Below are 23,405 nucleotides of genomic sequence, written 5' to 3'. Positions count from 1 at the left end.
CTCTCCTTTTACATTATTGTTGTGCTGATGGTTGTGGCTTAAGTGCGTCTTTTAAGTCTTTGTCGCTTACTTTTACGTTTGCGTCTTTAAGTTCACGCTGCATTGCTTTATTAATGTCTTCGTTTGTTAATTTCTTTGATTTAACTTCCTTTTCAAGGTCTTTCTTCATTTCTGCAAATGGCTTTTTCTCTTTCTTTTCTGTTACTTGGATAATATGATATCCATGTTCTGACTTAACTGGTGCACTAATTTCATTAACCTTAAGAGCATATGCTGCCTTCTCAAATTCAGGAACCATTGCTTTAGGGCCAAACCAGCCTAAGTCACCGCCATTTTGTGCGGAACCTGTATCTGTTGAATATTCCTTTGCTACTTCGTCAAATTTAGCGCCGCCATCTAGCTTTTTCTTTACTTCATTTGCTGTAGCTTCATCCTTAACAAGTATATGGCGAGCTTTTATATCAGGATATGTATCGTAATAATCCTGTAATTCTTTTTCAGTTACCTTAACGTCTTTGAGTGCCGCCTGTTCTTGCATCATGCCAAGCTTCATCGTTTTCTTTAAATCATCTTCGCTCTTATAGCCATATTGGGCAAGGGTAGCTTCAAAATTTGCACCTAGGTCAGCTTTTAATTGGTCAATTTTTTCATTTAATTCTTTATCCGTTACTTTGTATTTCTTGGAAAGAACTTTTTCAAATACAAGCTGTTGTAGGGCTTGGTCTCCGTACTTCTCCTTCATCGTCTTGTATAACTCATCTTGTGTAACATTTCCCGCCTTACTTTCTGCAACTGTAGTAGAACCGCTTTGACCACATGCACCTAATGTAAGAACGCCGCCAGCTAATGTGAGGGCTAATATCCATTTCTTCATGATGAATCTCTCCTAAATAGTTAATTTCTTGTGAGTTAATTTGTCCACAATGTTAACTATAACATAAATGGGAACCACTGCAAAAATATTAGCAGTGTTAGTTTATTAAATTTTCGCAACAGTTGTAATACAAACTAAAAGCGATGAGGTATACCTCATCGCTTTGGTTTTTTAATCATCGTATGCTAAAGGCACAAAACCAACTATTTAGTCTTACCTTAATAATTGGATTATGTATATAAAATTTCCAGGTAGGAAGAGATCAGTAAAATCGTGATTAGAACATTAATCGTACGAAACACTTTATGCTGGTTTTCTTCCGGAATTTCCTTTTGAATACAAAGGGAATTGGTCAATTTATTTACATAAAACAAGATAAAAATGGCAAAGACAATAAAAACGGAGATCATCGATGATTCCCTCCCTGTTGTTCATATTATTCTTTATACAATATCAAATATTACGAAAAAAAGATAGTTATAAAGAATGGAAGAATATAGAGATTATTTAAATGAAAATTTGGATATTCAAAAAAAGGTTTACCTAAGCCTTTAAAAGGTTAATAATGAACATAGCGTATTGTATCGGTTTGAAAAGAGGGCTATTGTATGAATGAACATGAATTGCTATTGGGAAGAATTAATCTTCTTGAATATCATCAGAAACTGTTAATAAAGCTGCTAAAAAACCCTGAGCTTAAATTTTATCAATTAATAATTGAAAACGGGATAACCAAGCAGGAAAAAGAAAAGTTTTATTATTTATGTGACGAATTGAGCATGAAATTTGAAGAACAAAAAGCGGAAGGGTATGTCTACTTTCAACCGCTTTTCGATGAATTATCAGCATCTTTACCAGCAAAATTATCTATGAAAGAAGTAATAAATGCCTGCCTCGTTCAGAATCTCTATGAGCCCCTGTTTCAGGAGTTAGGAAAATACTTATAAATATTTCTTATGCAAGTTCTTGTTCAGTTTTTACTGCTTTTTTAAGTTTCCCGTTTTCTTCAATCAACTCATTTTCAATATTATGGAAGGATCTCTCGAAAATCCCCATAAAGTCGTCACCATAAATGTTGCGGACAATCGCCATCATTTCAATAATATCCGGAAATTTACCATACAAATCCCGCAGCGGCAAAGCGCCGGAAAAGACTGCATTTCCATCCGGTTCATAGGTTTCCAATAGTTGCAGTAAAATTTCTTCCCCCTGGTCAGTGAGCTTAATGTACGTATTCCGTTTGTCATTCTCTTTCTTCGAAAATTTCAATAAGCCTCTTTCTTCCAACTTTTTTGAAAAATTAAAAGCTGTTGAGACATGCATAACGCCGAACTTGGCAACATCTGATATGGAAGCGCCATTTAAATGGTAGGCAATCCAAAGGATATGATGTTCATTAATATTTAAGTCAAAGGGTTTAATCCATTGCTGCCAGTCTTTCTCAATCGATTTCCATAAGGCTTTACTTAATTGCGCAATTCTTTGACTAAAGAGAAGCGCTTCCTTCATTGAATATTGTTTCTCCGTCATCCCTATTTTCACCTACTTTTATATTTCTCTATTATCATTATGCCAATAAAATAAAAATTAATAAAGATATAAATTCACAAAATCTTTAGAAATTGAGAAAAATTATGTTGAAATTTAAATTTTCGGAAACTTTATCTGTTAAATTGTCCAATTCTCCTTATTTTTAGGAGATACCTTGTTCATAGGAATGGACGGAGAAACATATAAATAGGTACAACAGTTGTTCGAAATTTCTAATCTAGTAGGGGGATAAAAAATGAAGAGTATCACTGTGATGTTTTTTATCTTAAGTGTTGTTCTGTTTTTGGGAACATGCAAATATATTTTGGACTTAAAAAGACCTGGTGTTTATCCACCTAAACAAGTCTTAAAGAAACGCGCAGCAGCATTAGCGGGTGGCGGCGGAATCTTCTTGCTGGCTGCTTTCATGCTGTCATATTTTTTATAGAGATTTGAATTTAAGAAAAGAACCCAAGGGGGTTCTTTTCTTAAAAAGGATTCGTTGCATTATTTTTGAATGACGGAAGCTGTAGTTAATTTCGATCTTTTAAAGATAGATTGTGCGATTGGATACAAAATAACCATTATTACGGTATTGAGTGCGATAGCTGGTAACACACCGGCTGCAAATAGTACGGCGAAAGTTTTTGGCAATTCTGCAATGAAATAGGCAGATGTTAAGAATACTGTACCTGAAACTAATGTTCCCAATGCTGATAAGACACCAACACTAACAATTGAGTTACGGTATTTTTTTAAAGCTAAAAACAACCCGAAAAATACTAACGCAGTAATGGGCTTATCAATGATATTAGGAATTTGTCCGCCAGGGAACCCGGTCGTTAAGGCAGATAATACTCCGGTCACAATGGACAGAAGCAGGACGCTTTTAATCTCTGGAACAAGAATAATCCCTAAAAACATCATCGCCAGCATCATGTCCGGCTTAATACCAAAAAAGTTTGGTGTCACAGTGTGCAAGACTACCCCAATCCCGGCTAAAAGTGCTAAAATAACAAGGTTTTTCGTATTCATTTCTCATCTCTCCTCTGCTCTTCTAAGCAATTTTGTTCTTCCCGCAGTGCGCTCATTGCCTGCGGCGAAAAACTTACCACTATTATAACATATTAATATTATATTAATAAAGATATAGTTTTCAGATAATTACTTTTCTCCCCGAGAATTATAGTTGCTTATTAATAGTTGCAGCCATTTCCTGTAACATTTGGGTTGAATAATCACTTTGGTTATTCTTCCAAACTGCCCCGAAACCATCTCCTTTTCCATAGCGCGGTATCAAATGCATATGGTAATGAAAGACGGATTGCCCCGCATGTTCTCCGTTATTATTGATGGTGTTTAAGCCAATCGGTTCGAATTCTCTTTTTAATGCGTTAGCAATGGCAGGGACCACTTCAAATACATTTCTCGCCATTTCAGGAGTTAATTCAAATAAATTCTCTTTATGTACCTTCGGAATGATAAGAGTATGTCCTTTTGTCACCTGACTAATATCTAAAAAAGCCAAGACATGCTCGTTCTCAAATACCTTTGCTGCCGGAATATCCCCGTTAACAATTTTACAAAAAATACAATCGCTCATTAATAACACAGCCTTTCTGTAGGGTTTGTATTATTTTACCATAGTGGTTGAAGATAAAAAAGAAAAAAGCAGGATCCGCATGGAATCCTGCCCTCTCGAAGGGGAATTGCTTCAAAAAGTACGTTCATTTAGGAGTGTTCTTTGATAAACACCTCATTTTTCATAGAGTGTTTTTTATAAAGAGACATCATTGTTCAAGCTGACCATCCCCTATTAAAGTTTTTATATGTTTTCCCAACTTATAAAAACGGGTAGCGATCTGCGGTAAACACCTCATTTTTTGTTTACTTTTTTAGCCGATAGGAAAGTAAACTTTCCAATCAGGCATAAGTGCAACTACGCCTCTGTCTGCGCCCTTACGGGCTTGCCAATCGGCGAGTTTACTTTAAGATAAACAGTTGGTGTTATTTGAACTCAAAATGGTTACCATGCACATTGTACAATACAACCATCCCCTTATCTGAAACGATTGGAAGCTCACTTGTTTGAAATGTTATTGTCTTTAACAGACACCTCATTTCAAGTTTTGATGAATTTCTTCATCTTCGTCAGTTGTTTCCCCTTCGAATATTATGATGTCCGATAGCAAAAGAAATATACAAAAAAATAACGAAAAAGTGAATTCCTATTTTTATTAGTTGTATTTTGGTAAAATAAACAATAATCATGCTACGGAAGGACGTTGCCAATGTCTTTATTATCAATCGAAAATCTTGTTGGTGGATATACAAGAAACCCTGTATTAAAGGATGTTTCCTTTGAAGTTCAGGAGGGGGAGCTGGTCGGACTTATAGGCTTGAATGGGGCCGGGAAAAGTACAACTATCAAACATATCATCGGCTTAATGGAGCCGCACCAAGGCGCAATAAAAATAAAGGGACAAACTTTTACGGAAGACAAGGAAGCCTATCGACGATTGTTTACCTTTGTTCCGGAAACACCAGTTTTATATGAAGAACTAACACTGGACGAGCATTTGCGGCTTACCGCCATGGCTTACGGTTTAGATGAGCCCGCTTATAAGGAACGCGTTCCTAAGCTGTTATCAGAATTTCGAATGGAAAAACGATTAAAATGGTTTCCGGCCCATTTCTCCAAAGGGATGAAACAAAAGGTGATGATCATGTGTGCCTTCCTCGTTCAGCCATCACTTTATATTGTTGATGAACCATTTGTCGGTCTCGATCCGCTTGGAATTCAATCACTGCTAGATTTGATGAAAAAAATGAAAGATAACGGAGCCGGTATCTTAATGTCGACGCATATTCTGGCAACAGCGGAAAAGTATTGTGATCGTTTTATCATCCTGCATGAAGGGAAGATTCGTGCCAAAGGGACTTTGGTAGAGCTAAGGGAGCAATTCGCCATGCCTTCAGCTTCTCTAGATGATTTGTATATTCAATTGACGAAGGAAGAAAATTATGTTTGATGATAAAAAGCTTTGGAAGGAGCGGGCTGGCGGCCGCGTTAAAGATTTAGGAAGATATTTACGATACATATTTAATGGCCATCTTGTGATTGTGTTGTTGTTTCTGATTGGAGCAGGAGCCTTTTATTATCAAAAATGGATTGTAACACTCCCAGCCGGATTCCCTGCCGAACTCATTATCGCTATTCTAATCGGGTTATTGTTGACCTACAGTCCTGTTTATAATTTTCTCCTTGAAGCGGATCAGGTATTTTTAATCCCGCTGGAAAATAAATTAAAGGGATACTTCCTGCGTTCCGGGGTAATAAGTCTGGCATTTCAAGGGTATATTCTCTTAATGGTTCTAGCAGTACTTATGCCGATGTATGCCCATATTAACAGCACAGGCTTTCGTTTATTTGTCCCATTCCTGGCTGCATTGTTAATTGTCAAAGCCTGGAATATGGCAGTTGATTGGAGAATCCACTATTTCGTCCAGCCTTCTGTAAAGAGATGGGACATGGTTGTCCGTTATTTTTTAAATGCAGCTTTTACGTATTTGTTATTAAAACAAGCAAACCTGCTATTCCTGTTGCTGATGGTTGTGGTAATGGCGTTTTATTACCGTTCATTTTTTGTTCGAACAAGAAATATGGGGCTCAAATGGGATATCTTAATTGACGGAGAAGAGAAGCGAATGGCTTCCTTTTACCGCCTCGCCAATATGTTTACCGATGTGCCGCAGTTAAAAGCTACTGTCAAAAGGCGAAAATGGCTCGACATTTTGATTAATCGAATTGCTTTTGCAGAGGACAAGACCTATCTTTATTTGTTTTCACGGGCATTTTTGCGCGCATCGGATTATTTGGGGCTTTTTATCCGCTTAACGGTCATTGGCGCACTTGGTATCTATTTTATATCCTTTGGCTTGGGGCAACTGCTGCTTAGCGTGTTATTTTTATATTTAACGGGGTTTCAACTGCTGCCCCTTTGGAATCATCATCAAAACAAGCTTTGGGTTGACTTATATCCAGTTGCCCCAAAAAGCAAACTCGCAGCTTTCCATAAGCTAATGATGGTCATTTTATTCGTTCAAACGGCAATTTTTGCTTTATTTATCCTAATTAAAGGTGAAATATTGATTGCACTGCTAGTATTATTGGCAGGTGCTGTGTTTAGTCTTTTATTCGTTTATCTATACAGTAAAAAGCGGTTAAAAGTATAGTGAGAAATCTCCTTTCGCATCGAAGGGAGATTTTTTTTGAAACTTTTGTGCTGATGCCGTCGTAATGAAGGTTAAGTTAGCGGAGAAGGGTGTGGAATAACATGAACGAATATGAATTAAAGGTTTACGAAGAAGTAGAAGAATGGAAACGGAAATTATCGAGACGCTCAGGAATGATGAATCGCTTATCGAAAAAAGCCCAAGGGAAAATAAATGGCTGGATTCCCGAGAAGGTTCATGAGGTAATGACGGAGAGCATAAAGGCAATGGTAAAAGCCACCTTATTTGGTTCGCAGGCAACGACAGTGAAAGATCAGGCACACGGCTTAACACTTGCTGAAAGAGACGAATTGGCACTCAGGAAAATTGCTGCCTACCAGAAGACAGCAGTGGTAGAGGGAGCGGGAACCGGCGCGGGAGGAATCCTACTTGGTCTCGCAGACTTTCCCTTATTACTTACAATAAAGATGAAATTTCTGTTTGAAGCAGCTTCCGTTTACGGTTTTAATACAAAGGATTATGAAGAACGGTTATGTATTCTCCATGTTTTTCAGCTTGCGTTTTCAAGTAATGAAATTCGCAGAAAGACATTATCCGATATTGAAAATTGGGAAAGCCGCAAGCATGACCTGGTTGAAATGGATTGGCGAAAGTTTCAGCAGGAATATCGGGATTATATTGACCTTGCGAAGTTATTCCAGCTTGTTCCGGGTATTGGTGCGATTGTTGGTGCTTATGCCAATAACAATCTTTTAAAGCAGTTAGGTGAAACCGCAATGAACGCCTATCGCCTGAGGTTACTGCAAAAATCCCCTGAACTATGAGTGTTCAGGGGATTTACTATTATCCAGCTCCGTGAATTTTAATTGCTGCTGTTCCCAATGTTTTTGCAGCAATTAACATCGCGTTTTCATCGATATCAAATTTGGGATGGTGATGTGGATACCCTCCGGCGTTACCAAGCGGTTTGGCACCAGTGAAAAAGAATGTTCCCGGAACTTTTTCTAAATAATAGGCAAAATCCTCGCCGCCCATTTGCGGCTCAGTTTCCTCGATTGTTTTCACCTCAGCAACATCTTCTGTGCAGGCGATTAAAAACTCAGTTTCCTTTGCATGATTAACAACTGCTGGGTATCCTCTCACAAAATCATAGCTATAGGTGCAGTTGGACGTATAACATGTACCATGAATCATACGTTCAATTTCCTCCTCAATGAATGTTCGAACCTCTTCATTAAAGGTCCGGACGGTTCCAACAAGCTTGGCCTTGTCGGCAATCACATTGAAGGCATTTTGCGCCGTAAAGGAGGCGACCGTAACGACGGCAGATTCTACGGGATTGACTCTGCGGCTAACAATTTGCTGGAGATTTACTACAAGCTGTGAGGCGGTTACAATCGCATCTTTCGTTTTATGAGGCTGGGCCCCATGTCCGCCTTGGCCTTGAATTTCAATTTCAAAGCGATCAGCCGCCGCCATAATTGGGCCTGTTCGATATTGGATTGTCCCAGTCGGTTCTCCGGCCCATAAATGGGTGCCGAAAATGACATTGACACCATCTAAACAGCCGTCCTCAATCATTGGTTTCGCCCCGCCTGGTGCATATTCTTCCGCGTGTTGATGTATAAAGACGTAAGTTCCTTCAAGCTCGTCTTTAAGTTCATTTAATGCTTTAGCGAGCAGAAGAAGGGTTGCAGTATGTCCGTCATGCCCACAGGCATGCATAACGCCGGGCACTAATGATTTGTAGGGAACATCCTTTTCATCTTGGATGGGCAATGCATCAAAGTCTGCCCGCAATGCAACTGTTTTACCCGGCTTGCAGCCATACACCCGTGCAACTACGCCATTGCCGCCCACGTTCCCTTTTACTTCTATATTTAGCTTTTCGTAAAAGGATTGGATATATTTCGCCGTTTCATCTTCTTGAAAGGATAATTCCGGATGCTGGTGCAGGTATCTGCGGATAGCGACCATATCTTCATAGGAAGCTTCTAATTTAGAAAACAACTTGTCTAGCATTAATAATCCCCCCAACTGTTTAATAGTATATTCAAACTATTTTAACATTTTTCTTCAATTAAGACATTAGAAAACTCGCCGATTGGCGAGCCGTTATGCGGTTCATGAGGCGTAGTTGCACTTATGCCTGATGGGAAAGTTATACGTTCCTATCGTCTAAAAAAGGCTGACAAAGTCAGCCGCATTAAAAATTAGATTAAAACCATCGCTGCTATTGTGGTTACAATGAGGCCAATCATAACTGGCACAAGGTTTCGTCTTGCGAGTTCGAATGGGTCGACGTTACAGATTGCGGCTGCTGGGATTAACGCCCACGGGACGAGTGTACCGCCGCCTACCCAAATAGCGGCTATTTGCCCAAGCGCTGTCAGAGTGGCAGCACCTTTGCCAATCGCGACTGCAAATAAACTGGCAACCGATCCGGCAAGGGAAATTCCCGAAAATCCGGAACCATCTAGTCCGGTAATAGCACCAACCGTTGTCAAAGTAACAGCTCCAACAGCTTTGCTTAAAGGAACAACGCCTGCAAGGGCAACACCTAAATCATTGACGATTCCTTGCGAAGCTTTTGGTAAATACTCGCCAATAATTTTTCCGAATCCGGAATCACCTAAATAGAAAAAAGCGGCGATTGGAATGACGGGACCAAATACCTTAAATCCGAAGGTGAACCCTTCAATTAAATACTGAGTTGTTTTTTCAAGTCCTTTGTTTTTGTGACTTGTTAATGTGATCAATAAAAGAATCAGAATCGAGGTGCCGCCGATTAATGCAGTTGCATCCCCGCCTGCTAAATCGAGGATTGACATGGCAGCCACATCAGCAGCAAATAATAAGGGAACGAGGATAGCGAAGAATCGTCTTTGGATGGTGGATAAAAGTTCCGGCAGGTTGGAAACCTCTGTCGGTGACTTCGATTCAACTGCCGCTGTCGTTTTTAGAACACCGCGCTTCATATCCCTTTTTAAAAAGTAAAAGGCAGCAACGGTTGTCACAAGGCCCATAATAAATACTAATGGGATGCTGGCATTAATAACGTCTTGGATAGGAAGTCCAGCCGCATCAGCCGTCAGTTTTGGTGCCGCTTGGATTACAAAGTCTCCCGATAAGGCAATCCCGTGTCCGAACAAGTTCATCGCCATCGCTACACCAAGTGCTGGAAGTCCTGCCCTAATCGCAACCGGAAGAAGGACAGCTCCCAGTAACGCTACTGCGGGTGAAGGCCAGAAGAACCAGGAAATGACCATCATCAGAATCCCAATTGTCCAATAAGCAAGTGTAGGGTTACGGATTAATTTTCGAAAAGGGGAAATCATGACATCATTGATCCCGGTTGTTGTCAACGTGTTGCTCATGGCGACAATGATGGAAATCACGAGAATAGTAGATAATAACTCAGTAATGGCGTAGCTGAAACTATTGAAGATACTGCTAATGGCATGACTTAAACTCCCGGTGGCCGTAATGGCAATTAAGAATATCCCAGCAATACAAACAATCGTTGTGTCGCGTCGCATAATCATAACCCCGATAATAAGCGCAATAAAGACTACATATATCCAATGAAGAGCAGTAAGCTCGACAATCATGCATTTTCCTCCTCTCTACTATCCAAGGAACATGGGCATTCGCCCTGTTTGGATGTAATACAGAATATGAAAATTACAACAAGTGGTGAGGAGGGAGAAAGAAATATTTTTAGAAAAATATTAAAAAAATGGAGTAATTTACTCCATTCAGTGATAACAAAGCCTATTCGGTTATCGTATATTTGCTTACGTATGAGCCGCTTTCGAAAATCTTTGGCTGCAGGTTATTCACGAAAGCTTTAGTTTGGTGGGCTCCAAAAAAGGACTCAGAGCTTTGCCACTTTTGAAGAAAAAGTTCATTTTCCCAGACCGAAATGATGATATATGTATTGGAAGATAACGGGCGGAGCACTCGAAAAGAAATAAACCCTAACTGATTCTCCACTTTTCCGGCACTATTTTTCATTTGATGTTCAAATACTGGGCGTCCTTCTTCTGTTACAGGAATATGGTTCATGACCGCAAAGCCCTCTTTTTTTAATTCACCGCTTGCTTCCAGCACTTCATAGCGGCGCGGTTCTTTAAATAAGGTTTTCCCGTTTGTTTCATGAAGTAATAAGGCTCCATTCTGATTGATCATTGTCACCATTACTTCTTCTGGATATTTGTTTTCCATCTTTTTTAAAAAATCGAACGTTCCTGCGGTCAAAAAGATGTTCATTTGCATGTTCCCCCCTCTAAATTGATATTTTTATATTATACTCCCCATTGTGTTAAAAGTTGAAACTCTTGAAAGTTTTTTGACAGTTATTATCGTTAGCTATACACAAATAGGATTAATCGATATAGTGGAGAGAGTTTGTAACTAGCGAAAGTTTTTAAATTTACGCTTTATATATTAAAATGGTAAACAGACATGTCTTTGAAAGGTGGATTTTATTCATGACTAGAACAATTAATGAAACATTTTTAAAAGCAGCCAGAGGAGAGAAAACAGACCATGTACCTGTCTGGTATATGCGCCAAGCTGGGCGGTCACAGCCGGAGTATCGGGAAATTAAAGAAAAGTATTCATTATTTGAAATTACACATCAGCCTGAGCTATGTGCGTACGTAACACGCTTACCTGTTGAGCAGTATAACGTGGATGCAGCGATTCTTTACAAAGATATCATGACTCCACTGCCAGCGATGGGGATGAATGTGGAAATAAAGGGTGGAATTGGACCGGTAATTGACAATCCAATTCAATCACTAGCCGATGTTGAAAAGTTAACAGAACTACATCCGGAAGAAGATGTTCTGTATGTATTAGACACAATCAAGTTATTGACGAAAGAGCAATTGAATGTACCATTAATCGGTTTTTCAGGGGCGCCGTTTACCCTTGCCAGCTATATGATTGAAGGCGGCCCTTCAAAAAACTACAATAAGACAAAAGCCTTCATGTACACAGAGCCGAAAGCATGGTTTGCCTTAATGGATAAACTAGGCGACATGGTTATTACATACGTGAAGTCGCAAATAAAGGCTGGCGCAAAAGCAATCCAGATTTTTGATTCATGGGTTGGTGCCTTAAATGTCGAGGATTACCGTTATTTCATTAAGCCTATTATGAATCGAATCTTTGCGTCATTAAAAGAAGAAAATGTTCCTTTAATAATGTTCGGCGTTGGCGCAAGCCACTTGGCATTAGAATGGAATGACCTTCCTATCGATGTCGTCGGGTTAGATTGGCGCCTGCCAATTCACCAGGCAAGAGCACTTGGCATTCATAAAACTGTTCAAGGCAACCTTGATCCTGCTATTCTCTTAGCTCCTTGGGAGGTCATTGAGGAAAGAACAAAAGCAATCTTAGACCAAGGCATGGCACAAGACGGTTATATCTTTAATTTAGGTCACGGGGTATTCCCATCTGTTAAACCAGAAACGTTGAAAAGATTAGCTTCATTCATTCATGAGTATTCTGCCTCCAAATTAAGCCGCTAGGTGCTCGTCTGCAAGTGTTAAAATTGGTAAGCGGTCCAGTTTTTTGGCACAATAGAATGAGCTGCTTTTGAAGGGTCATTAGCATGGATAAGGAAAATGGCCCTTTTTTACCTAAAAAAGCAAACGCGAAGAGACTTAAAAATGAGGTGCAAGATAGATGACAAAAAAGAAAATAGGCCTGCTGGTAATGGCTTACGGAACTCCATATAAATTAGAGGATTTAGAGAGATATTATACGCATATTCGTCATGGTCGGAAACCAACTCCAGAGATGATTGACGAGCTTCGCAGTCGTTACGAAGCAATCGGCGGGATTTCTCCTCTTGCAAAAATCACCCTGGACCAGGCGGAGAAGCTTGAAGAGCACTTAAATAAAATTCAAGATCAAATCGAATTTAAAATGTATTTAGGGTTAAAACACATCGAACCATTCATTGAAGATGCTGTTAAACAAATGCACGAGGACGGGATTGAAGAGGCTGTAAGTATCGTCCTTGCGCCGCATTTTTCAACCTTTAGTGTAAAATCGTACAACGGCAGAGCTTTGGAAGAAGCAGAAAAATTGGGCGGCAGCTTAAAAATAAGAACAATTGAAAGCTGGTATCAGGAACCAAAATTTATTAGCTATTGGGCAGAAAAAGTGAAACATATCTTTGAACAGATGCCGGTAGAAGAAAAGGATGAAGCATTCCTTATTGTATCTGCACACAGCCTGCCCGAAAAGATCTTACAATTCCAAGACCCTTACCCAAAACAGCTTCAGGAAACGGCTGATTTAATTGCTGAACAGGCGGGGATAAAGAATTACCAAATTGGCTGGCAAAGTGCCGGAAATACTCCTGAGCCTTGGATCGGCCCAGACGTTCAGGATTTAACAAGGGATTTATTTAGAGAGCATCATTATAAGGCATTCGTTTATGCGCCTGTCGGGTTTGTCTGTGACCACCTTGAAGTGCTCTATGATAATGATTTTGAATGTAAAAATGTGACGGACGAAATAGGAGCAAGCTACTACCGTCCAGAAATGCCGAATGCAAAGGAAGAATTTATTGATTGCTTGGCAGCTGTCGTTCTTAAAATGGCAGTGGAATGAACTTTGTAGGAAATACATGAAAGAAGGTGACGTCCGTGACGGAAGAAAAACAAAAGGTTGTCATTATTGGAGGAGGAATAACAGGGCTCGCGTCGGCTTTCTATCTTCAAAAAACAATCCGGGAACATAAATTACCGATCGAAATTCAACTCATAGAAGCATCACACCGTCTCGGAGGAAAGATGCAGACCGTCGTTCGCGACGGATACACGATAGAAAGAGGCCCGGATTCATTTTTGGCGCGAAAAACAAGTATCATACGACTAGCAAAGGAAGTTGGGATGGATGACCAATTAATTCCTAATTCCACGGGTAAATCGTATGTTCTTGTTAATGAGAAACTGCATTCTATGCCCGGTGGTTCGATTATGGGCATTCCAACGGAAATAGGGCCATTTATCACCACAGGTCTTTTTTCCGTTCCCGGTAAACTAAGAGCTGCGGCTGATTTTATTCTACCCCGGTCAGAAAGTGGAAAAGACCAATCATTAGGCGAATTCTTTAGAAGAAGATTGGGCGATGAGGTGGTTGAAAATTTAATTGAACCGTTATTATCAGGTATTTATGCCGGTGATATTGACCAATTGAGCCTAATGTCCACGTTCCCGCAATTTTACGAGGTGGAACAGAAATACCGAAGCCTGATCATGGGAATGAAAAGATCCACCCCAACACAACCTAAAAAGCCTGAGACTAAGGAAAAAACAAAAGGTGCTTTTTTAACCTTTAAAAGCGGTCTTCAATCGTTCGCGGAAGCGATAGAAGCAAAGCTGGATGCTAAATCGATTTTAAAAGGGCACCGTGTTGACAAGATTACCAAGGTACAGCAAAAATATGAAATTTACCTTAATAATGGGGAAACGGTAAAGGCAGATTGTATAATTGCCGCCACCCCTCACAAGGTAACGCAAATGATGTTCTCTGAATATAGCCTTTTTGATCCATTTAAATCCGTTCCATCAACATCCGTTGCTACAGTAGCTTTAGCCTTTCCGAAGGAGGCAATAAAGAAAGATATTGACGGCACAGGATTTGTTGTTTCAAGAAACAGCGATTATTCCATCACTGCCTGTACTTGGACACATAAAAAGTGGGTTCATTCCACTCCAGAAGGGAAAGTATTACTCCGCTGTTATGTGGGGAGAGCAGGTGATGAAACGATTGTCGACCTTTCAGATGATCAAATCATTAAAATTGTGCTCGATGACTTAAAGAAAACCATGGATATCACGATGAATCCTGAATTTTCGCTTGTTTCTCGTTGGAATAATTCGATGCCGCAATATACCGTTGGACATAAACAACGGCTGACATCCATTTTAGGGCAAGTAAAAGCAGAGTTACCAGGGGTTTTCTTAGCTGGTTCTTCTTATGGAGGCGTCGGCATTCCCGATTGTATTGATCAAGGAGAGGCAGCCGTCCAGAACATACTCGATTACTTAAAAGTGAAGAATATTTCAAAAGAAGCTGTTCACTGATTACAGCTTCTTTTTTTCTTGCCAACTTATAAAAATGGATGTATACTCTTAAAGTATTAACTGACTGAAATGTCCATATGGTCATTTAAGGATGTTTTATGTCAAGCTAACTGCGTATGTTTTAAGGATTATCACTCAAGATAATCCCTATTTTTAGGGGAAGAATGACCGATTGAACAAAATAGTCAATAATATATGAGGAGGTATTTAGGGATGAAAAACATTTTATTAAAGGAAGAGCTATTGACGATTTTCAAAAATAAAAAAGTGCTTATTCCCATTATTGCCGTAATGTTTGTCCCAGTTATGTATGCCGGGATGTTTTTATGGGCATTTTGGGATCCGTATGACAAACTTGACGAACTGCCAGTTGCGATTGTGAATCAAGACACAGGTGCAACACTTGATGGCAATCACCTTAAATTGGGGGATGACTTAGTTGCAAAGCTAAAGAAAAGCAAGGACTTTGGTTTTGAATTTGTTAATAAAGAAGAAGGCTATAATAAGCTAAAAGACCAAAAATATTATATGGTCATTGAAATTCCAAAGGATTTTTCCAAGAACGCCACCACCTTATTGGATGAAAAGCCGAAAAAACTAGAACTGATTTATACGCCAAACGAGAGCTATAACTTCCTTTCAGCGCAAATTGGCGGGACAGCAGCAGAAAAGATTAAAACAGCTGTTGCTGAAAAGGTAACCGAGACATATGCTGAAACGATGTTTGATAAAATTACCGAGCTTGCTGACGGCGTTGTAAAAGCAAGCGATGGTGCAGGTCAATTAAGTGACGGCTCAGTTGATTTAAATAGAGGCTCCAAGGATTTAAATGAAGGTCTTACGACGCTGGCTAAGAAATCGATTGAATTTAACAATGGGATGAAAACAGCGGATGCAGGTTCAACTAAACTTGCTGCAGGCTCTAAGGAACTGCAAAACGGGTTAGCAATAGCAGATGCTAATCTGCCAGTGCTTATTGCTGGTACGAAAGAGGCATACTCGGGTGCCGAACAATTAAAACGTGACCTTCCAGCAGGGATTGCCGCTGGAATTGAAAAAGAATTAACCGGAAGTGTTGGGGAACTAAACATTGGCATTGATCAGTTTAAGTCACAAATATCCGGGATGTTAGCTGCACAAATTGCAGAACAAACGATAACAGAAGAAACAGAAAAAATGCAGAAATTAGCTCAAACCTTAATTGATAACAAGGTTGACCCGGCACTAGTAAAAGGAATAATGGCTAATGAGCAAAAAAATGCACCAACGAAAGAACAGTTGCAGCAACAAATTTTATCAGAATTAAGCCCTAAACTTGATGCAGGCTTTAATCAATTCAAAACAGGGGTTGATGAAAAATTAGCTGAATCATCGAATGGCTTGAAAGATAAAATTACAGCACAAACAAACCCTTATTTTGATCAATTGATTGACGGTATTGGTAAAATCAATGGTGGTCAGCAGGAACTACAAAAAGGTATCCATGATCTATATATAGGGTCAACCAAATTAAATAACGGTGTGGGCGATCTTTCATCCGGGATGAACCAATTAACAGCAGGTGCCTCAGCTATTACATCTGGAGCAGGGCAATTGGCTGATGGTTCGGACCAATTAAAAGACGGAACGACAAAACTTTCAGATGGTGCCAAAGAGTTGGCTGATAAGCTATCAGATGGGGCAAAAGAGGCTTCAAAGGTTCATTCTGATGATAAAACCTATAATATGATGGCAGATCCTGTAAAACTTGCTAACGAAAAAATAAATCATGTGCCAAACTATGGTACCGGATTTGCACCATACTTCCTTTCACTTGGCTTGTTTGTTGGTGCACTGCTGTTATCGATTGTCTTTCCGCTTCGTGATACGGCGGTCTTGCCTTCAAATGGATTTAACTGGTTTATTAGCAAGTTTTCGATAATGGCCGGTGTTGGGATTATCCAAGCGATCGTTGCCGACATTATTCTTCTTGCAGGGTTAGGTCTTGAGGTTCAAAGTATACCGAACTTTATTTTGTTCTCAATCATTACAAGTTTAACTTTTGTCGCGTTAATTCAACTTCTTGTATCGGTATTTGCTGATGCTGGGCGTTTTCTTGCCATTGTTATTCTAATTTTTCAATTAACAACAAGTGCAGGAACATTCCCGCTTGAATTAATTCCAAACTTCTTACAGCATTTTAACGCATTCCTGCCAATGACCTATTCTGTTCAGGGCTTTAAGGCGGTAATTTCAAGCGGCGATTTTAGCTTCATGTGGCAAAATTTTATGATTCTATCGAGCTTCCTGGTTGCATTCGCCATTGTTACCATCACGTATTTTACAATTAGATATAGACATCAAAATAACCATTTAGTAAGTGAATAAGTTTCTGAACCAGCCGTCATGATTCGGCTGGTTTTTACTGTTTTTTGATTAACCATGAAATGTAAACCATTTTTGAGTATATTAAAGAGAGCGTCTTTTGAGATGGAGGAGTATACATGGAACTTACAATAATTGGTTTTTGGGGTGGATACCCGAAACAGAATGCAGCAAGCTCTGGCTATTTACTAGAACATGAGGGCTTTCAATTACTAATTGATTGCGGCAGCGGAGTTCTCTCTAAATTGCAAAATATAACTCGGCCAGAAGAACTGGATGCCGTCATCATTTCCCACTACCATCCTGATCACATCGCAGATATCGGTGTTCTGCAGCATGCTAGACTGATTCAAGGCTTTTTAGGCAAGGAACTCCCAACATTACCGCTATATGGCCATGAATTTGACCAACATGAATTTGCCAAATTAACTTATAAAAATATCACAAAAGGGGTTGCCTATGATCCCACTAGTACACTTGCGATAGGCCCATTCCAAGTTTCGTTTTTAAAAACAAATCATCCTGTCCCATGTTATGCGATGAGAATTGAAGCAGGCGGGAAAGCGATTGTGTACACGGCCGATAGTTCCTTTAAAGAGGAGTTTATTGAATTCTGCCGGAACTCCGATGTTTTACTTTGTGAATGCAATTTCTACGGTTATCAAAACGGCAAGTCAGCTGGACATATGAACAGTGTAGAGGCAGGTCAATTGGCAGAAACAGCAGCTGTTAAACAGGTAATTCTCACCCATCTTCCCCATTACGGGAATTTATCTGATTTAATTAGTGAGGCCTCGGGCGAATATACTGGTATAATTAAACTTGCAGAAGAGTTTCTATCAATTTCACTATAAGAAGGGGCAGAATACAATGTTATTTATCGATAATAAAGGCATCACCGACCCACGTATTAATCTGGCAATTGAAGAATATGCGTTGAAAAATCTTGATATCAATGAAACGTATTTATTATTTTACATAAATGAACCATCGATCATCATTGGAAAAAATCAAAACACAATTGAAGAAATTAATACTGAGTATGTAGAGAGTAATGGGATTCACGTTGTTCGCAGGTTATCTGGCGGTGGAGCGGTATACCATGATCTTGGCAATTTGAATTTTAGTTTTATTACGAAGGATGATGGGGAAAGCTTTCATAATTTCCGTAAATTTACGGAGCCGGTGATTGCAGCACTGAATAAATTAGGCGTAAATGCAGAGCTCAGCGGCAGAAATGATATTGAGGTTGAAGGAAGAAAGATTTCTGGAAATGCGCAATTTTCAACAAAGGGAAGAATGTTCAGTCATGGCACCCTAATGCTCAATTCAGAAATAGAGAATGTTGTATCAGCGTTAAAAGTGAAAAAAGATAAGATTGAATCGAAAGGAATTAAATCAGTTCGCAGCCGAGTGGCTAACATTTCCGAGTTCCTAACTGAAAAAATCGAAATAGAAGAGTTCCGCACGCTGCTGCTAACATACATTTTCGATGGGCAAGAGCAAATATCAGAATACGTGCTGTCGGAAGAGGATTGGGAACAGATTCATCAGCTCTCTAAAGAACGCTACCGCAACTGGGAATGGAATTATGGGAAATCACCCAATTTCAATCTCCAGCACTCCCATCGTTTCCCAGTAGGCTCCATCGATGTTCGTCTAGAAGTAAATAAAGGAATTTTAGAGAATTGTAAAATTTACGGCGACTTTTTTGGTGTCGGCGATGTCAGTGAAATTGAAAACCGGTTAAAGGACATTCGCTATGAAAAAAGCGAAATCGAAAAGGCACTGTCAGAAATTGATACAAGCCATTATTTTGGGAAAATCACTAAGGAAGAATTTATTAACTTAATTTACTAAGTGACAAAAACACGGTGCATACACCGTGTTTTTTGCTGTAAATTTATTTATCATACTTGAAAACTTAAGATTCTAGCAATATAATATATTTAGAAAATTTTTACGAATTTATGAATGAGTATTCATTCACTAGGGGAGGGAGACCATGAATCTATCATCACAGCTTCATGAAACAGCTAAGAAATTTGCTGATAAACCGGCGTATTATTTTATGGGTCAAGCGAGTACGTATGCAGAATTAGATGGGGCGATTACAAAATTCGCTTCAGGCCTTGAAAAACTAGGGGTCAAAAAAGGGGATCATATTGCCTTATTATTGGGGAACTCACCGCATTTTGTGATTAGCTTATATGGGGCGCTGCGGCTAGGGGTAACCGTCATTCCCGTAAATCCCATTTACACACCAGATGAAATTGGCTATATTCTAAATAACGGCGATGTGAAAACGGTAGTAGCACTCGACTTAGCGATTCCATTGGCGGAAAAAGTGCATACGCTCCTGCCTAAAGTAGAGCATTATGTATTTTGTGAAACAACGCCAACCAGTATGGTCCAATTAGAAATTGAAAATCTTACAGTCTATCCAAAAATGAAATCGTTTTCAGAGGTTATTGCAGCAGGGGAATTATCTTTCCAAGGCCCAGATCTAAAGGAAGATGATACCGCGATTATTCTTTATACCTCCGGAACAACCGGAAAACCAAAGGGTGCGATGTTAACCCATAAGAATTTATTTAGCAATGCCAAGGATGTCAGCGAATATTTAAAAATGAATAATGGAGATAGGGTTGTTACGGCGCTGCCGATGTTCCACGTCTTTTGCTTAACGGTATCCCTAAATGCACCGTTATTAAGCGGTGCAACGATGTTAATTGTGCCGAAATTTAGTCCTAAGGAAATTTTTACGCTTATCAAAGACTATGAAGCTACAGTCTTTGCCGGCGTCCCGACGATGTATAATTTCCTTTATCAATATCCTGAAGGCGATCCTGATGACCTAAAATCTCTGCGTTTGTGCATTTCAGGAGGGGCTTCGATGCCTGTCGCTTTATTAAAGAATTTTGAACAGAAATTTAATGTGTTGGTTTCTGAAGGGTATGGGCTATCCGAGGCATCTCCTGTCACAAGCTTTAACCCGCTTGACCGTCCGCGCAAGCCTGGCTCAATTGGCACATCGATACTAAGAGTGGAGAATAAAGTGGTCGATGAATTAGGGGAAGAGGTTCCTGTCGGCGCAGTTGGTGAACTAATTGTCCGCGGTCCAAATGTGATGAAGGGTTATTATAAAATGCCGGAGGAAACTGCCGCAGCTATTCGCAATGGCTGGCTTCATACCGGTGATATGGCAAGAATGGATGAAGAAGGATATTTCTATATTGTCGATCGTAAAAAGGATTTAATTCTTGTTGGCGGCTATAATGTTTATCCACGTGAAGTTGAAGAAGTCATCTACAATCATCCAGATGTGGTTGAAGTCGCTGTTGTTGGTGTTCCAGACCCTAACCAAGGTGAAGCAGTAAATGCCTATGTTGTCAGAAAAAATCCGGAACTTAACAAGGAGCAAGTCCTCGAATATTGTAAGGAGCACCTTGCTAAGTATAAAGTTCCCACCACGATTGAGTTTTTAGAGGAACTTCCTAAGAACACGACAGGGAAAATCTTAAGACGTGCCCTTAAAGCACAGGTTACCCAAGCTGTAGGAAAATAATTATAAAAATTTTTAAAGTAAAAGGCAGGCATTTAGCCTGCCTTTTTAGAATTTAGTTACTGAAGGGGTGAAAAAAGTTGGAGCAAATTTTACTTGAAGTAGAAAATCATGCAGCGGTAGTTACCATTAATCGGGCCGAAGCACTAAATGCCTTTAATTATGAGACATTACTTGAATTACAAAGCAAAGTGGAGCAAATTCGCATCAATCCAGAAATTCGCGTTGTTCTCTTTATTGGAGCAGGCGAAAAGGCCTTTAGCGTTGGTGCCGATTTAAAAGAACGGAAAAACCTTACAGATGAGCAAGTGAAGCGAAACTTGTTTAAAATCAATGAGGTTTTCAATGCCATTGATCAGCTTCCGCAGCCAACGATTGCGGCCATTAATGGCTTTGCCTTCGGAGGCGGAATGGAGCTGGCCTTGGCCTGCGATTTTCGCTTTGCGGCAAAAGAAGCATTAATGGGTCTAACCGAAACGAGCCTTGCCATTATTCCAGGTGCCGGGGGAACGCAGCGGCTTCCGAGGCTAGTCGGTCAGGCTAGGGCGCTAGAGCTCATCCTGACCGCACGACGGCTGACAGCGGATGAGGCTTTCAACTATGGGCTTCTTACGAAAGTTGTAGAGCGAATAAATTTAGTAAATGAGAGCCTATCGTTTGGCAGACAATTGCTTGCAAATGGACCAATTGCGCTCCAGCAAGCAAAGTTTGCGATAAAAAGTGGGATGAATGCCGACTTAAATACAGGGCTTCAGATTGAACGCAAGGCTTACGAGGTAACGCTCCCGACTGAAGACCGCGTCGAGGCCTTACAAGCTTTTTCCGAAAAAAGAAAACCAGTTTTTAAAGGGAAATAAAACATGGCGGCTGCCATGTTTTTTTAATCCAGCTCCAGCGCCCTAGCGGCTAGTGTCCTTCGCTCTCCGCCCTACGATAAGTCAACATCGAATCGCTCCGCTCTTCGTGTTTCCTTTATCTCAGTTGGAGCGCTCCAGGCCATACGCCGCTGAACAGGGCGCTTGCACTTTTTGTAAATGGCTTGTTCTAATTTATCGCTTTTGTACTAAACTAAGTATAGAGAGGCTGTACAACAAAGGGGGACAAATCATGGTAAGAAAAATGGGGGTCTATGCGGTTTTGGCCTTTGTCCTATATGGATTATTTTTTTATTGGTACTTATTTTATTTCGCCGATACGAAACTGCCATTTGAATATGAGGGATCAAAAGCCGACCCATCAACTTTTCTTAATGGAAGAGAGCTAAGCTTGAGCGAGGATTATTCGAAAATCAGAAACCTATTGTTTTTCTTATCGACTCCATTCGAATGGCTTTTCTATTTTCTTATATTATTATTTGGATTCTCAAAGGCATTTAAACGCTGGGCTGAAGACACTTCTAAGTATAGGCTGCTGCAAACAGCTGTCTATCTGGCCTGGCTATCCTTTTTTGCCTTTGTAGCGACATTTCCTTTAAACTACATCAGTTATTCTTTATCGAAAACGTATCATATTTCAACGCAAACCTTTGGCTCATGGATGAAGGACGAGTTGATTGACTTTTGGATTAACTATGGGACGTGGTTAATTATCGTCCCAGTTTTATACTGGCTGATGAAGAAAAGTCAAAAGCGCTGGTGGCTTTATGGCTGGATTCTATCGATTCCTTTTACCTTATTTATTATGTTTCTGCAGCCGGTTGTCATCGACCCGTTACACAATGATTTTTATCCTTTAACAAATAAAGAGCTGGAAACGAAAATTCTAACACTTGCGGACAAGGCGGAGATTCCTGCGAAGCATGTGTTTGAAGTAAATATGGCCAATAAAACAAACGCTTTAAATGCCTATGTAACGGGGATTGGCTCTAACGCTCGAATTGTCCTTTGGGATACGACACTAAATAGGCTGTCAGATAACCAAATATTATTTATCATGGCCCATGAAATGTGCCATTATGTTGAGAAACATATTTATTTCGGGATTGGCGGCTACCTGCTGCTTTCGCTGCTCGGGCTTTATTTAACCTACAGGTTAATGAATTGGGCAGCCCGGCGTTTTGGCAAGGAACTGAAAATCGCCGATGTAAGGGATATTCGCTCACTCCCATTATTTTTCATGATACTGTCCATGCTCTTATTTGCGGCAAGCCCGTTGATGAATCTGGCTTCCCGTTATGAGGAAACACGGGCCGACAGGTATGCGATTGAAATGACCAAAAATCCGGAGGCAGCGATCACCTCGTTTCAAGAATTAACCCGCTCCGGATTGAGCCAGGTGAACCCGCCGCTATTAGTAAAACTTTTCCGTTATACGCATCCTTCCATGCTTGACCGTATTTCCAAGCTGGAGGAATACGAGGTAGAACATCGAAATGAACAATAAAAACAGGGCTAAAGACAGTCACGATGTCTTTAGCCTTATTTTTTCCCATATGAAAAACCGTCATATCGACGGTTCAGAGGGAGTGCGTTACGTTCCAAATCGTTTATTAATTTCCTTCAGCTGCCCAGATAAACGGAGAAATAATTTTTTGTCCCGACGGTCAATGGCCAAGTCAATTTTCCGCAATAATTTTTCTTTTTCAACCGTTAGCTGAATCTCGGATAGGAGCATGTCGATGTATAAATCTAGGACGAAGTTCTCTTTCATTCGATTGCGTTTCATGGCACCAAGCTTCATTAATTCGGTGTATGATTTTTCATTCATGAAAATCACCTCTGATGCT

The 23,405-nt window shown here is 40.0% G+C and carries 23 protein-coding genes; 14 read left to right on the top strand and 9 right to left on the bottom strand.

Annotated features, from left to right (window positions below):
- Positions 1-13 precede the first annotated feature (13 nt).
- Positions 14-874 carry a peptidylprolyl isomerase gene (locus BANVL01_RS02765; protein ID WP_066084142.1) on the bottom strand — a complete coding sequence of 287 codons (861 nt, stop codon included), beginning with the start codon at positions 872-874 and terminating at the stop codon, positions 14-16.
- A 230-nt stretch (positions 875-1,104) separates the two neighbouring features.
- The gene (locus tag BANVL01_RS02760) at positions 1,105-1,284 is read right to left on the bottom strand and encodes a hypothetical protein (protein ID WP_066084143.1); all 180 of its coding nucleotides are present in this window, start codon (positions 1,282-1,284) and stop codon (positions 1,105-1,107) included.
- Between the two features lie 198 nt (positions 1,285-1,482).
- On the opposite strand from BANVL01_RS02760, the gene BANVL01_RS02755 reads away from it, so the two are divergent.
- Complete coding sequence (locus tag BANVL01_RS02755) at positions 1,483-1,821, top strand: DUF1878 family protein (RefSeq protein WP_066084144.1); 339 nt, start codon at positions 1,483-1,485, stop codon at positions 1,819-1,821.
- A gap of 7 nt (positions 1,822-1,828) precedes the next feature.
- Here BANVL01_RS02755 and BANVL01_RS02750 read toward each other — a convergent pair whose 3' ends face one another.
- On the bottom strand, positions 1,829-2,404 hold the full coding sequence (locus BANVL01_RS02750) for an HTH-type transcriptional regulator Hpr (RefSeq protein WP_066084148.1): 576 nt from the start codon (positions 2,402-2,404) through the stop codon (positions 1,829-1,831).
- A gap of 256 nt (positions 2,405-2,660) precedes the next feature.
- On the opposite strand from BANVL01_RS02750, the gene yhzF reads away from it, so the two are divergent.
- Positions 2,661-2,852, top strand: coding sequence for a membrane protein YhzF (gene yhzF / locus BANVL01_RS02745; protein WP_066084150.1), 192 nt, complete (start codon positions 2,661-2,663; stop codon positions 2,850-2,852).
- 59 nt (positions 2,853-2,911) lie between these two features.
- Here the strand turns inward: yhzF and BANVL01_RS02740 are convergent, their stop codons facing one another.
- Both BANVL01_RS02740 and BANVL01_RS02735 read right to left on the bottom strand, forming a co-directional pair.
- On the bottom strand, positions 2,912-3,439 hold the full coding sequence (locus tag BANVL01_RS02740) for a tryptophan transporter (RefSeq protein ID WP_066084153.1): 528 nt from the start codon (positions 3,437-3,439) through the stop codon (positions 2,912-2,914).
- A gap of 148 nt (positions 3,440-3,587) precedes the next feature.
- Positions 3,588-4,007 carry an HIT family protein gene (locus tag BANVL01_RS02735; protein WP_066084157.1) on the bottom strand — a complete coding sequence of 140 codons (420 nt, stop codon included), beginning with the start codon at positions 4,005-4,007 and terminating at the stop codon, positions 3,588-3,590.
- 688 nt (positions 4,008-4,695) lie between these two features.
- Between BANVL01_RS02735 and BANVL01_RS02730 the strand changes: the two genes are divergently transcribed.
- From BANVL01_RS02730 to BANVL01_RS02720, 3 genes are all read left to right on the top strand, one after another.
- Positions 4,696-5,436 carry an ABC transporter ATP-binding protein gene (locus tag BANVL01_RS02730; protein WP_066084158.1) on the top strand — a complete coding sequence of 247 codons (741 nt, stop codon included), beginning with the start codon at positions 4,696-4,698 and terminating at the stop codon, positions 5,434-5,436.
- Positions 5,429-6,640 (top strand): ABC transporter permease, encoded by a 1,212-nt coding sequence (locus BANVL01_RS02725; protein WP_066084164.1) that lies wholly within the window; start codon positions 5,429-5,431, stop codon positions 6,638-6,640. Before BANVL01_RS02730 ends, BANVL01_RS02725 begins: the two co-directional genes overlap by 8 nt.
- A 101-nt stretch (positions 6,641-6,741) precedes the next feature.
- A complete protein-coding gene (locus BANVL01_RS02720) occupies positions 6,742-7,464 on the top strand; it encodes an EcsC family protein (protein ID WP_066084165.1) in 723 nt (240 codons plus the stop codon).
- Between the two features lie 19 nt (positions 7,465-7,483).
- On the opposite strand, the gene BANVL01_RS02715 is transcribed toward BANVL01_RS02720, so the two are convergent.
- From BANVL01_RS02715 to BANVL01_RS02705, 3 genes are all read right to left on the bottom strand, one after another.
- Complete coding sequence (locus BANVL01_RS02715) at positions 7,484-8,662, bottom strand: amidohydrolase (protein WP_066084168.1); 1,179 nt, start codon at positions 8,660-8,662, stop codon at positions 7,484-7,486.
- A gap of 191 nt (positions 8,663-8,853) precedes the next feature.
- Positions 8,854-10,251, bottom strand: coding sequence for a hypothetical protein (locus BANVL01_RS02710; protein WP_066084172.1), 1,398 nt, complete (start codon positions 10,249-10,251; stop codon positions 8,854-8,856).
- 163 nt (positions 10,252-10,414) lie between these two features.
- A complete protein-coding gene (locus tag BANVL01_RS02705) occupies positions 10,415-10,912 on the bottom strand; it encodes an antibiotic biosynthesis monooxygenase family protein (protein WP_066084177.1) in 498 nt (165 codons plus the stop codon).
- Between the two features lie 221 nt (positions 10,913-11,133).
- On the opposite strand from BANVL01_RS02705, the gene hemE reads away from it, so the two are divergent.
- The 9 genes from hemE (at position 11,134) to BANVL01_RS02660 (ending at position 23,062) form a co-directional block, all read left to right on the top strand.
- Positions 11,134-12,180, top strand: a complete 1,047-nt coding sequence (hemE, locus tag BANVL01_RS02700; protein WP_066084180.1) for a uroporphyrinogen decarboxylase — start codon at positions 11,134-11,136, stop codon at positions 12,178-12,180.
- A gap of 157 nt (positions 12,181-12,337) precedes the next feature.
- Positions 12,338-13,273: a ferrochelatase gene (gene hemH, locus BANVL01_RS02695; protein WP_066084181.1), complete on the top strand. Its 936-nt coding sequence runs from the start codon at positions 12,338-12,340 to the stop codon at positions 13,271-13,273.
- A gap of 35 nt (positions 13,274-13,308) precedes the next feature.
- Positions 13,309-14,751, top strand: a complete 1,443-nt coding sequence (gene hemY, locus BANVL01_RS02690; RefSeq protein WP_066084184.1) for a protoporphyrinogen oxidase — start codon at positions 13,309-13,311, stop codon at positions 14,749-14,751.
- Positions 14,752-14,964: 213 nt separating this feature from the next.
- Positions 14,965-17,118: a YhgE/Pip domain-containing protein gene (locus tag BANVL01_RS02685; protein WP_066084188.1), complete on the top strand. Its 2,154-nt coding sequence runs from the start codon at positions 14,965-14,967 to the stop codon at positions 17,116-17,118.
- Positions 17,119-17,234: 116 nt separating this feature from the next.
- On the top strand, positions 17,235-17,969 hold the full coding sequence (locus tag BANVL01_RS02680) for an MBL fold metallo-hydrolase (RefSeq protein ID WP_066084190.1): 735 nt from the start codon (positions 17,235-17,237) through the stop codon (positions 17,967-17,969).
- A gap of 16 nt (positions 17,970-17,985) precedes the next feature.
- Complete coding sequence (lplA, locus tag BANVL01_RS02675; RefSeq protein ID WP_066084191.1) at positions 17,986-18,975, top strand: lipoate--protein ligase; 990 nt, start codon at positions 17,986-17,988, stop codon at positions 18,973-18,975.
- Between the two features lie 145 nt (positions 18,976-19,120).
- Positions 19,121-20,683, top strand: a complete 1,563-nt coding sequence (locus BANVL01_RS02670; RefSeq protein ID WP_066084192.1) for a fatty acid--CoA ligase family protein — start codon at positions 19,121-19,123, stop codon at positions 20,681-20,683.
- A gap of 77 nt (positions 20,684-20,760) precedes the next feature.
- On the top strand, positions 20,761-21,537 hold the full coding sequence (locus BANVL01_RS02665) for an enoyl-CoA hydratase-related protein (protein WP_066084195.1): 777 nt from the start codon (positions 20,761-20,763) through the stop codon (positions 21,535-21,537).
- Positions 21,538-21,787: 250 nt separating this feature from the next.
- The gene (locus BANVL01_RS02660) at positions 21,788-23,062 is read left to right on the top strand and encodes a M48 family metallopeptidase (RefSeq protein WP_066084198.1); all 1,275 of its coding nucleotides are present in this window, start codon (positions 21,788-21,790) and stop codon (positions 23,060-23,062) included.
- Positions 23,063-23,149: 87 nt separating this feature from the next.
- On the opposite strand, the gene BANVL01_RS02655 is transcribed toward BANVL01_RS02660, so the two are convergent.
- Positions 23,150-23,386, bottom strand: a complete 237-nt coding sequence (locus BANVL01_RS02655; protein WP_066084201.1) for an IDEAL domain-containing protein — start codon at positions 23,384-23,386, stop codon at positions 23,150-23,152.
- Between the last annotated feature and the right edge of the window lie 19 nt (positions 23,387-23,405).

Origin of the sequence: Neobacillus novalis NBRC 102450 (genome assembly GCF_001591805.1) — a bacterium.
GTDB lineage: Bacteria > Bacillota > Bacilli > Bacillales > Cytobacillaceae > Neobacillus > Neobacillus novalis.
This window is presented reverse-complemented; position numbering and strand designations above follow the sequence as displayed.